The sequence below is a fragment of the Adonisia turfae CCMR0081 genome (assembly GCF_011009555.1).
GTDB lineage: Bacteria > Cyanobacteriota > Cyanobacteriia > Phormidesmidales > Phormidesmidaceae > Leptothoe > Leptothoe turfae.
This window is the reverse complement of sequence record NZ_QXHD01000004.1, coordinates 534,245-543,864: the sequence shown is the minus strand read 5'-3', so window position 1 is coordinate 543,864 and position 9,620 is coordinate 534,245. Positions and strand designations below refer to the sequence as shown.

13 protein-coding genes are annotated in these 9,620 nt (G+C 46.7%); 5 read left to right on the top strand and 8 right to left on the bottom strand.

Going from position 1 to position 9,620, the window contains the following annotated elements:
- Window positions 1-371: 371 nt before the first annotated feature.
- The 6 genes from DXZ20_RS06570 to DXZ20_RS38690 form a co-directional block, all read right to left on the bottom strand.
- The gene (locus DXZ20_RS06570; protein ID WP_163697163.1) at window positions 372-764 is read right to left on the bottom strand and encodes a hypothetical protein; all 393 of its coding nucleotides are present in this window, start codon (window positions 762-764) and stop codon (window positions 372-374) included.
- Between the two features lie 15 nt (window positions 765-779).
- Window positions 780-1,160 carry a hypothetical protein gene (locus tag DXZ20_RS06565; RefSeq protein ID WP_163697160.1) on the bottom strand — a complete coding sequence of 127 codons (381 nt, stop codon included), beginning with the start codon at window positions 1,158-1,160 and terminating at the stop codon, window positions 780-782.
- 3 nt (window positions 1,161-1,163) lie between these two features.
- Complete coding sequence (locus DXZ20_RS06560; protein ID WP_163697158.1) at window positions 1,164-1,553, bottom strand: hypothetical protein; 390 nt, start codon at window positions 1,551-1,553, stop codon at window positions 1,164-1,166.
- A 16-nt stretch (window positions 1,554-1,569) separates the two neighbouring features.
- On the bottom strand, window positions 1,570-1,905 hold the full coding sequence (locus DXZ20_RS06555; protein ID WP_163697156.1) for a hypothetical protein: 336 nt from the start codon (window positions 1,903-1,905) through the stop codon (window positions 1,570-1,572).
- Window positions 1,906-2,125: 220 nt separating this feature from the next.
- Window positions 2,126-2,713: a hypothetical protein gene (locus DXZ20_RS06550; RefSeq protein WP_163697155.1), complete on the bottom strand. Its 588-nt coding sequence runs from the start codon at window positions 2,711-2,713 to the stop codon at window positions 2,126-2,128.
- 550 nt (window positions 2,714-3,263) lie between these two features.
- Complete coding sequence (locus tag DXZ20_RS38690) at window positions 3,264-3,509, bottom strand: helix-turn-helix domain-containing protein (protein WP_163697153.1); 246 nt, start codon at window positions 3,507-3,509, stop codon at window positions 3,264-3,266.
- Between the two features lie 309 nt (window positions 3,510-3,818).
- On the opposite strand from DXZ20_RS38690, the gene DXZ20_RS06540 reads away from it, so the two are divergent.
- From DXZ20_RS06540 to DXZ20_RS06525, 4 genes are all read left to right on the top strand, one after another.
- Entirely contained in the window at window positions 3,819-5,138 is a 1,320-nt protein-coding gene (locus tag DXZ20_RS06540) for an AAA family ATPase (protein ID WP_163697151.1), read from the top strand.
- 387 nt (window positions 5,139-5,525) lie between these two features.
- Complete coding sequence (locus DXZ20_RS06535) at window positions 5,526-5,834, top strand: Arm DNA-binding domain-containing protein (protein WP_163697149.1); 309 nt, start codon at window positions 5,526-5,528, stop codon at window positions 5,832-5,834.
- A gap of 39 nt (window positions 5,835-5,873) precedes the next feature.
- Window positions 5,874-6,641, top strand: a complete 768-nt coding sequence (locus tag DXZ20_RS06530) for a tyrosine-type recombinase/integrase (protein ID WP_163703422.1) — start codon at window positions 5,874-5,876, stop codon at window positions 6,639-6,641.
- Between the two features lie 79 nt (window positions 6,642-6,720).
- The gene (locus tag DXZ20_RS06525) at window positions 6,721-7,122 is read left to right on the top strand and encodes an NUDIX hydrolase (protein ID WP_163697147.1); all 402 of its coding nucleotides are present in this window, start codon (window positions 6,721-6,723) and stop codon (window positions 7,120-7,122) included.
- Window positions 7,123-7,161: 39 nt separating this feature from the next.
- Here the strand turns inward: DXZ20_RS06525 and gcvT are convergent, their stop codons facing one another.
- Window positions 7,162-8,238, bottom strand: a complete 1,077-nt coding sequence (gcvT, locus tag DXZ20_RS06520; protein ID WP_163697146.1) for a glycine cleavage system aminomethyltransferase GcvT — start codon at window positions 8,236-8,238, stop codon at window positions 7,162-7,164.
- A 206-nt stretch (window positions 8,239-8,444) separates the two neighbouring features.
- On the opposite strand from gcvT, the gene DXZ20_RS06515 reads away from it, so the two are divergent.
- Window positions 8,445-9,221, top strand: a complete 777-nt coding sequence (locus DXZ20_RS06515; protein WP_163697144.1) for a hypothetical protein — start codon at window positions 8,445-8,447, stop codon at window positions 9,219-9,221.
- An 82-nt stretch (window positions 9,222-9,303) separates the two neighbouring features.
- Here DXZ20_RS06515 and DXZ20_RS06510 read toward each other — a convergent pair.
- Window positions 9,304-9,620, bottom strand: a 317-nt coding sequence (locus DXZ20_RS06510) for an epoxyqueuosine reductase (protein WP_163703421.1), incomplete at its 5' end; no start/stop codon positions are given.

The following is a 9,620-nucleotide window of genomic DNA, read 5'->3' as shown; positions in this document are numbered from 1 at the left end:
TTGTCCCATCAGAAGTCTCCCTGTCAACCCTAATCCGTAACCATGATCTCATATTGAGACTCTATTTTTGAATTAATCGAGGTGCCCATGAGTGTAAACAGCTTTAAATCTTAAGAGGGTAAAACTGGTTGAACAATAAATAGCTAAGAGTCTCATGATGTAGCTGCGCGATAGACAACTACTCAAACGATTCACAGGGTTTTCGGGGCATGATTCCCTAACGAGAGAATAAGGGTTTTAGATATGTGCCAGTTGGTCACTTAGCGCCATTTTTAGTCCAGACTTAAAAAACCCTCAGTTGTCGTTTACAACTCGGAAAATCCATAGAAGCTAATTAGTCTAGCCATAGACTACTCATCAAAGATTCCCAATTAAAGCTTGAGACCTTTAATCACGCCTAGACTTTGAAGATTTTCCAAGCGCTTACAGGCCGCTCTAATGCATCTAAGATCCATAGCTTTAGCCAGTTTTCGAATTGTTGTTAGCGCGTAAACTGAGCCAGTTTGCAAGGGTAACAACAGCTCATAAGCTTTCTGTTGACCCGGTGATAGGTTCCAAGGATAGTTAGTCTCTACAGATATGCTGTACGCTTCAACGCCCGCTATCCCATCAAAATTATCACCCCCATTGAAGACCAAAACAATACGGCTAAGTTCTTCATCAACCTCTTGATGGTCTTTGAGAAATTCAGGAGTATAACCGCTATCATGCTCCAAATAAAGCGATAGGTTTTCCTGACAATTTTCAATTCGGATTTCAGTCATGGCTAGGTTTAGTAACTACCACTTAGGCCAAAACCTAAGCGCTGTTTGCTCTGACGCCTCATCATCAACGGCATAATCACAGCCCTCTGTATCGTCGTCCTCGTCATCTGCTGGCCCTCCTTCCTGGTCCCCTTGCCATTCTATCTCTTCCTGCTCATCAACATCACGTTGAGCCCCCCAACGATGTTCATCGTGATCACGCCTGATGAAATCCTTCAGTGACTCTTCACCTAAATAGTCTCTATTACGATGGAAACCAGCACTGCGCAATGCTTGACGTATTTTGTTAGAGCCCTTAGTCGGAATTGTAAAAACGATCTGATCGCCGTTGTCGTTGCTGACTTCAAATGTGGTGGTATCTGCCTCTTGAGGCTGGAACCAATCAAATAAACTCATGTATTATTCAACTCCTGAGTCGCCTAATGAGTAGCCGGTGGCATCTCCACCGGAGTAGTAAACCGTTGCTGTGTGGCCGTTAGGCAGGGTGTAATAGTCGGCATAGGTATCACGGGTATGTGGATGCCCTAAGGCTCCCTCGATGGCCTGGTGGGACTGTGGCCAGTTGAGTTGCAATAGTGTGGTGGTCTGCTGGTGTGTGAGCTGGCCTGAGCTGCCAACCATATGGAATGCCTCGGAGCTTGGCCCTTGACTATGGGCAACAAGTCCGGCTGGCTGGCTTACGGCTACGGCGTCATTCCTGAATGCCTGCGTTAGGCTATTGACCGTATCACTGACCCCATCGGCACAACTGGTTAGGCCGATCAGTAAAGCCAGATCAAGCGTTATCATCGGAATTTTCCGCAGACTAGACAATCTCGTCTTTAAGGGGTATTGCATTGGTCTTAAGTACTGTTGCGGTTTTGAGGCTTTGGAATCTACAGGTAACGTCATTGCCTTGATAGCCAGGGTCGATGGTGTCAAGCCAAACGAGATCACGGTGTAGAACGACTCCACTAGGACCAATCTTTGATTTCAAGGCAAGCGCTAGATCGCTTTGTAGTTGCTTGAGTTCTTGCTTAACCTCGTCAAGGCGAGATATCAGATCGGCTATATCGTTTTGTGCTGTTATTACATCGTCAAACAGCCTTGGAATTCTGATGTCTAGGGACTCAGGGGTATTAAATGGACTGTCATCGTTCATGTTAGTTGAGATCTGAATTTGTTGGTGTTTGAGCTTCTTTGAGTCTGTAGAGCATATTTATTGACAGCATTATGGCCTCTGTTTGTAAGTCCGCGTGCTCTTCTTCTGTCGTTGATTTTTGGATAGATAGGAGGGTTTTGTATACCTCCAGTGAAAAGACTTCTAGTTTGTTGATCTCCTTTTCTTGTGCATATGGCTTTAGAAAATCAGGAGTCAATTGTTATTTCTTCAAGCGTTTTTGTTGCAATCTGTTGTAGACTTCTGCCTCTGCCTTAGCTTCGATCTTGAATCGAGCAACGCCACGCTGAGCACCGTTAAGGCGAAATCGAGCCACCTCAGCATCAGAAAAGTTAGACTCAGCTTGATTGAGGTTATGAATAAACTCGTCTAAGTCTTCTAGATCTTGTTGTAGTGCGATCTCACTTGATGTGTTCTGGCTTGAGAGTATGGCTAAAACCCCGCCGACTTCTTCAGGCATTAACTCACCTTCAATCACTCCGGCTGATTCCCATTCTTGGGAATAGCGGTGTTTTGCATCGACTACCCAGGCATCTCTCTCTTTGGTGTCTACGGTTTTGAATTCGAAAAAGAGTGTCCTGGCTAGTTCGGTGTAGCCTTGGTCGGTTTTGAGCAGTTGCTCAGGGGCTACTTTTTTGAGCCAGGGGAACCAGCGAGTTCTTAGGGTAGAGCTGACGGTTTCTAGTTCTTCGGCTAGTTGTTTTGCGCTGTAGTGCGCTCCGGTGCGCTCCACTGCACTCTGAGTGTGCGGCGTGTTGTGCTCTGGGATGTGCGTTTGTTGTGCTGTCATGATGCCATTCCTTTATTTTCAATGGTTTGTGTTGCGCAGTTGGTTGCACTCGCGGTGCGCTGCTGTTGTACTACGAGTGCGCTCTGATGTGCGCTACTCGATCTCTAAAACTCTCTTTATTGCTCCGAGAGGAGAGCGCATAACGGTGACGTGTGTATGATCAGGAACAAGACTGTCAAACGCTGGATATATGGATGGGATCGATATTCCTCGAACACCATGGTATGCCACCTCAGCAGGCTTTAATCCTGTCAATGGGGGGGCGATGTTCTCTGATAGGTCCATCCCTGAGAATGTAATTTGATGACAACGCTTTGTAGAGTGGAATCCCAAACTCTGTCTTTGATTTCAAAGATGGCTACTACAAAGCCTTGACGATCTGATACTGGTTGATCATCTATCATTGGTATGTCTGGTTTTAAGGTTTACTTGGAACTGGCTTTAGGTGTAGCTGAGGCGGGGTTGGAATACTGACTCAGCTACGCTGTTGAACATGTCGATCACCTCCCAAGAGTGAAATGTATTGCTAAATAAACCATTTAAAGCGGGACTACCTCCCGCTTTTTTGTTGAGATTTTGCTACTGCATCACGAAGCTCATCTATCGAAACGCCATAGAGTTCAGCCAATTTGCACCAGTCTTCAAGGGGAAGACGTGGAACAGATTTACCGTTCTCCCAGGAGCTTAGCGTAGCTGGCCTTACGTTAATAGCAACAGCTGCAACCACTTGGCTTATAGGAACTGCCTCTCTTAGAGACTTCAATGTACGGGCCTCTTCATTTCGGTATTCGTCCATAGTATACTCCACGAGTACACGTTAAACAGTTACGTTTAACGTGTACTTTTATCGACTGCATTAAGGGTGTGCGGTTGGCGACTACTCACCCCGAATGCATTTTGCCACCGTTCACGCTCTGAACGGTGGCACTAAAAAGCGGTTCCCTCCCCACATGGAAGGAACCGCCAGTAAATGTAATTAAGTTTTCGAACGATGAATGTACCCTATCAGTATTATTACATATTTCTCAATGTACGTCTACTTCAAAACCCTCTATTACCAATGGTTTGAGCGATTTTGATACGTACACAAAACTGAGAAATAGCCATGCATAAAGACATAATTGACTCGATCCGCTCTGAGCGAGATCGACAGCTTTTCGATGACACACTAGGTGTGGTCGTCGGGGCTAAGTTTAAAGACGCTGCCCTGGCTCAGATAGCGTTTGCTCACGCTTTGCCGTTGGATATTGTGCGTGCAATTGCAAACGATATATTGCAATCTGCCAATGGCACAAACCTCGATGATGACGAGTTTAACGCAGCCATCCAGCAGGTGAAATGGGTTGAAGAAAATATCGTTGATGAGGGTCTACGTCTATGGAAACTGCAAGCGATCGCCAAGCGTTATCATCGCTCCTACTCTCAGCTTCAGGAAGCCTACATTAAGGCACTGGTTAACCAGAAGCCAGTCCAGCCCTTATCGATCAAAGAGTTCAGAAAAAAGAACAAGGGTCGGATGAAATGGCTTATCCCTGGTTGGATTCCTGCTTCGACGACGTTGCTAATCCATGGGGATGGTGGAGCCGGGAAGACGCTATTTACCTATCAAATTTTTGAAGCCATTGTTTCAACTGGCTCGTGGAACGGCTACCCGATAGAGAAAGGTCCAGCGCTGCTGGTTCAGACAGATGAACCGGGCCTGGTCACCTCTGAACGTATGGATATTAGAAATATTGCTGATGAGGCACCCTTGGAGATCCTCAGTGAGTGGTCATCAGCTGCATTGCCACAGCTGGCCACCTACATCGAGCAACAACGCCCCAAGCTGGTGGTTATCGACAGTTTGAGCACCATCAATAAAGAAAGTCTGTGCAGTGAGAAAGACACTGAATACGCTAGACCATTGCTCCACTTGAGGGACATTGCAGAGCGGTTCGATACCTGTGTTATCGTCATCCACCACAGCAACGCCCAGGGTGGGGTTAGGGGCACAACTGCCATTAAAAACAGCGTTTCGGAAGTGTGGGCGCTGCGGATGGATGGTCCTTACCGTCGAGTCCTGGCTGTGGAGAAAACACGACTCGGTAAACCGCCGGGTAAGTATGTGTTTGCCTTTGATGATAGTGACTTCAGTTATCAGCTATTGGGCGATCAGGATGCTGATGGAGAAGTGGAAGACACGACCAACCAGGAAGAACGGATCAGGCTGTGGCTTAACGAAGATGATCGGGTAGGTATTCCGTGGTCAGCCCCTGAAATATCAGAATTCCTAGCCATAACCCCTAATACAACTAGGCGGTTGCTACGGGAGCTATGGGCAACGGGACGAATCAATCGAGACAGATTCAATAAAAACCGCTACTTCTCTTACTACGTGGGGGAATTGAGGGATTTTGTACAGTCAAACCTACCTTGTGACACTTAACAGAAATACAAGTGATCAACTGACTGTTTGACTCTTAGGACACTTTTTGCTGATCAGTTGTTGAAATCCATGCCCAGCAATTGATTGAGTGCCAAGTGATCAACTGATCAGCAAAAATCGCATTTTTTTCTTAGTAGAAATGACCAAAATCGCTGATCAGTTGATCACTTGAAGTGATCCAGATCACAAGTAGGGCATTCAAAGCATTCAAACGCCGCAAAAATTATGTAAAAAAATATACTAACTTGTTGTGATCTCGATCACTTTAAGTGATCAGCACAAGTGATCGGCAAGTGATCAGGCAAGTGATCAGCCGATCCTTATTGAGAATGCGTTACAAGCCGTAACAAAACGAGGGTAGTTTTCCACAGGTGTACTATAGGACAGTTGAGTAAGCGACACAAAAAAGGCTCAGTAGCTGTACATAATCGCAATGGCATGCTCAGGCTGCGATGGACCTATCAAAGTCGTGGTTACTCGCTGGCTGTGGGTCTGCCCGATACGCCGATCAATCGGGCGGCGGCTGAAGCGAAGGCCGCAAAAATTCAAATTGACATTGCCCTAGAACAGTTCGATACCACGTTAACCCGGTATCGGTTTAATCCCGATGGCGGAAGGCTGGATAGTAGTTTGTTTGAAAAGTTCGTTCGATGGAAAGTGCAAAATGGATTAGCAGAGCACACAGCGGGCAACTAGTACCGGACTCGTCGGAATGATTTAAAGCGGTTTGGGACGATCTCAAGTATTCAAGATGCTGAGCGTTTTTGTGGCACATTACAAAAACGACTGACTGGATACAATTACAACAATTGTCTCTATACCTATAAAGAGTTTTCTCGATGGGCTGTTAAACATGGCCAGACAACCCAGGATTACTTTAAAGACATTTCTCCTCTCAAAAATTCTACTCGACAAAAGAATAAGCGAGAACCGTTTACCACTGACGAGATTAAGCGAATACTGGAAGTTTTCAGAACCACTGAGTTCTTAGATCATTATGCTGATTTTGTTCTGTTCTTATTTTGTTCGGGAACTAGGCCAAGTGAAGCGGTAGGGCTGCGGTGGTCATCAGTAGATCTAGAGGCACAAACCATCATTATTCAAGAGGCGATAGTACGACGTGGTGGTCATGGTCCGGCAATTAGAAAGGGGACAAAGAACGGAGTGGTTCGGACGCTGGCGCTATCGGCTCCAGCCCTGGCAATGCTCCAAAGGCGACGAGAGGAGAATAATCCGAATGATCTAGTATTTACTGCCCCAAAGGGCGGGGTTATCAACGCATCATCCTTTGCTAAGCGGTATTGGAATAAAGCGCTACAGCTAGCCAAGGTCCCCCATCGTCCTCTGTACACCACACGTCATACCCTGATCAGTCACGGTATCGAGTCCGAGAACTGGACCGTAGCCCAGGCTGCAGAAATAGCAGGGGATTCAGTCTCTACGGTAGCAAAGCATTACATCCACCAGGTTACCATGCCATCAATGCCCGACTTTGGAGAATAGCGGACGTAATCTGTACGTTATCTATATTCAGGGCAAGAAAAAGCTTTGTATAATAAGGCTTTCAGCTCCGAGGAATCGAATGCCTCAATCTGTACTCCATGTTGTTGCCTATGCAGTTGTTGAGAACCAACAGCTGCTCACTGTCCGTAAAAAAAATACCCACAAGTTTATGTTTCCCGGTGGTAAGTTCCAGCCGGGTGAGAATGCGAAAGCGGCTATTCAGCGAGAGGTTCGGGAAGAACTAAGCTGTGAGATTGCCCCTGGCACTATTGAGCTCCTTGGTAAATATGTGACAACGGCTGCCAATGAAGCTGACACTGAGCTGGTGGCCACTGTGTTTCAAGGGGATTTGATTGGTACTCCTACGGCATCTAATGAAATTGTTGAGCTCCAGTGGATACCGATTATGGCGGAGGATTATGTAATTGAGCTTGCTCCGCTGATTACTGACTGTATTTTGCCGCAGCTTAGGATGTCGTAACCCGTCATCAGAAATCCTTAGTTATTTCTCACTAGCTCTCTATGTTGATGCTTTGTAAAAAGGTTTTTTGACTACGGTAGCAGGTACTGTTTTCTGACGGATTTGGACATTGATTACTGTGCCCACTTTAGCGAGTTCAATGGGGACATAGGCCAGTGCCACTGGATATCCCAGTGTGGGAGATAGGGTGCCACTGGTAACAATACCTATTTGTTTGTCATCCTGAATAATTGGATAGTTATGACGAGCAATATTGCGACCTTCTAGCTGTAGGCCCACCAGACGACGGGTGACTCCATCCGCCTTTTGTTGGGCAAGACTATCTCGACCGATGAAGTTGGGCACTTTATCTAGGTGGACTAACCAGCTCAGCCCCCCTTCTAGCGGTGTGGTTTCATCGTTAATGTCCTGACCGTAAAGGGCCATGGATGCTTCTAGTCTCAGGGTATCCCTTGCCCCCAGACCGCAGGGTTCAGCGCCATGTTCTTGTAGCGCTTGCCAGATAGCAGTAGCACCGTCAGCCTCTACCATTATTTCAAACCCGTCTTCACCGGTATAGCCTGTGCGGGCAAGGAACGATTTGTGTCCCAGCACCTGGCCATAGGCGTGGTTGTAACGACGAATAACGCTGAGGTCAATATCTGTGATTTTCTGTAAAGTTTCTACTGCTTTGGGACCCTGTACAGCGATTAGGGCATGGGTTTGGGAATTATCGTGCAGTTCGACATTGGCTAGATGTTCAAGTAGCCATGTCTTGTCTTTATCAGTTGTTGCGGCATTGACGATGAGAGTGACCTGTTCACCTTCGTCATAAATAATTAGATCATCAATGATGCCGCCCTGGGGATTAAGCAATACGGTGTACTGTGCTTTGCCAGGGGAGAGTTTGTCTAAATCTGAGGGAACGAGTTGCTGTAGCGATCGCAAAACATGATCCCCAGTCAAAATGAATTTCCCCATGTGGGAAATATCAAAGATGCCCACCTGATTACGTACAGCGGCATGTTCTTGCTTGATACCGCTAAACTGCACCGGCATTTCCCAGCCCGCAAAGTCAGTCATGCGGGCTTTGTTTTGAATACACAAATCGTAAAGCGGGGTACGAAGCAAACTCATGGCAAGCGGAGAGACAGTATAGACAATCCTACTCTCTCGTTTGACCCTATTTTTATCTATTGAAAGACATCTATGGATAGGCAATTCCGTACTTTATGGGGTATAAATCATGCTATTCAATGGGAAGGTAAAATTTCGCTGCAATTGATTGGAATAGCTCTTCAGGGAATACTAAGACCTCTCAGGGTTAGCGATCATGACAGAACATGCCATCTACACACTATTCCTCTTGGTTTGCCCATCAGCTTCAGGGTCTGATAAATCGCGGTCAGCGCAATCTAACGGCTCAACCATCCCATCGCTTTGTGTTGTTTGGCGAAGACTTTAGCGGTGGGCGCATGGTGACGGATTTGCTACGTCAGGTGGTGACCGACACTCGCTATGGTTCCTTGCCATCGACGTGGACCATGGAACCGCTATTAGAACAGCGACACTTTTTCCCGTTACGGCATATTCAGCGCCATGGATTGGCTTGTCCCGATTATCTGTTCGGATTCAAACTATCGGCAGCAGATCTGATTAAGACCCATGGTATGAGCGAACCCTCTCGGTTTATGGCCATCCTCTACGACCAGGGGTATAAGGTCATTCATCTGCGGCGGCGAGATTTAATGCGCCATGGGATTGCAGTTCTTAAGGCCCAACAGCCTGGTAGTCGTCACATTAACCCTACAGCTTTGATTGCCACCCTCAAAAAGCTAGATGAGCAACGCATTTCTGAAGCTGCCATTGTTGGCCAGGTACCGCATCTGACGATCACCTATGAAACTGATCTGTTAGATCCCAACGTCCACGACACAGTAGCCCAGCGTCTGTGTCGTTTCTTATCGCTACAGCAGCGTAAGCGGGTTCAGTACTCCATAAAATTAGTGCATCAAAGACTTTCAGATCTCATCGCTAACTACGACGAAGTCCATACTGCTTTAGAAAACTCAGACTATGCCTATGTGTTGACTGAGGCTTCGGCAAAGCTAGTTATCTAAAAATGGAGTAGTTTTGAGTTGGTAGCCTTTTAATATGGTTGCCTCAACTCAAAGGCTAATAACTCAAAATTCAAAACTCAATCTATTCACCCTGGTTTGCTAACGCTGTGGCTGCATTGCGTCGCCACATGGTCGGTTTAATGCGTCTGAGGGCTGATGCGGGAAATTGCTGATTCCATTCTTCGTCACTCAGGTTGGCCAGGTCCTTTAACTTAGGAGCCACATTGCCAGGATAGGGTTCAAATTCAGCCACATCCGTAGGTTTGGCAAAGCGCTGATTCCAGGGGCACACGTCCTGGCAAATGTCGCAACCGGCAACCCAGTTATTTAGATGGTTGGCCACATGAGATGGCAGCTGCTCACTACGGTTTTCGATGGTGTGATAGGCAATACAGCGGC

What these genes read in the sequence shown, in the direction of transcription:
- DXZ20_RS06570 (WP_163697163.1), bottom strand. Translation starts at nt 764, where the DNA reads ATGACTGAAATCCGAATTGAAAATTGTCAGGAAAACCTATCGCTTTAT.
- DXZ20_RS06565 (WP_163697160.1), bottom strand. Translation starts at nt 1,160, where the DNA reads ATGAGTTTATTTGATTGGTTCCAGCCTCAAGAGGCAGATACCACCACA.
- DXZ20_RS06560 (WP_163697158.1), bottom strand. Translation starts at nt 1,553, where the DNA reads ATGATAACGCTTGATCTGGCTTTACTGATCGGCCTAACCAGTTGTGCC.
- DXZ20_RS06555 (WP_163697156.1), bottom strand. Translation starts at nt 1,905, where the DNA reads ATGAACGATGACAGTCCATTTAATACCCCTGAGTCCCTAGACATCAGA.
- DXZ20_RS06550 (WP_163697155.1), bottom strand. Translation starts at nt 2,713, where the DNA reads ATGACAGCACAACAAACGCACATCCCAGAGCACAACACGCCGCACACT.
- DXZ20_RS38690 (WP_163697153.1), bottom strand. Translation starts at nt 3,509, where the DNA reads ATGGACGAATACCGAAATGAAGAGGCCCGTACATTGAAGTCTCTAAGA.
- DXZ20_RS06540 (WP_163697151.1), top strand. Translation starts at nt 3,819, where the DNA reads ATGCATAAAGACATAATTGACTCGATCCGCTCTGAGCGAGATCGACAG.
- DXZ20_RS06525 (WP_163697147.1), top strand. Translation starts at nt 6,721, where the DNA reads ATGCCTCAATCTGTACTCCATGTTGTTGCCTATGCAGTTGTTGAGAAC.
- gcvT (WP_163697146.1), bottom strand. Translation starts at nt 8,238, where the DNA reads ATGAGTTTGCTTCGTACCCCGCTTTACGATTTGTGTATTCAAAACAAA.
- DXZ20_RS06515 (WP_163697144.1), top strand. Translation starts at nt 8,445, where the DNA reads ATGCCATCTACACACTATTCCTCTTGGTTTGCCCATCAGCTTCAGGGT.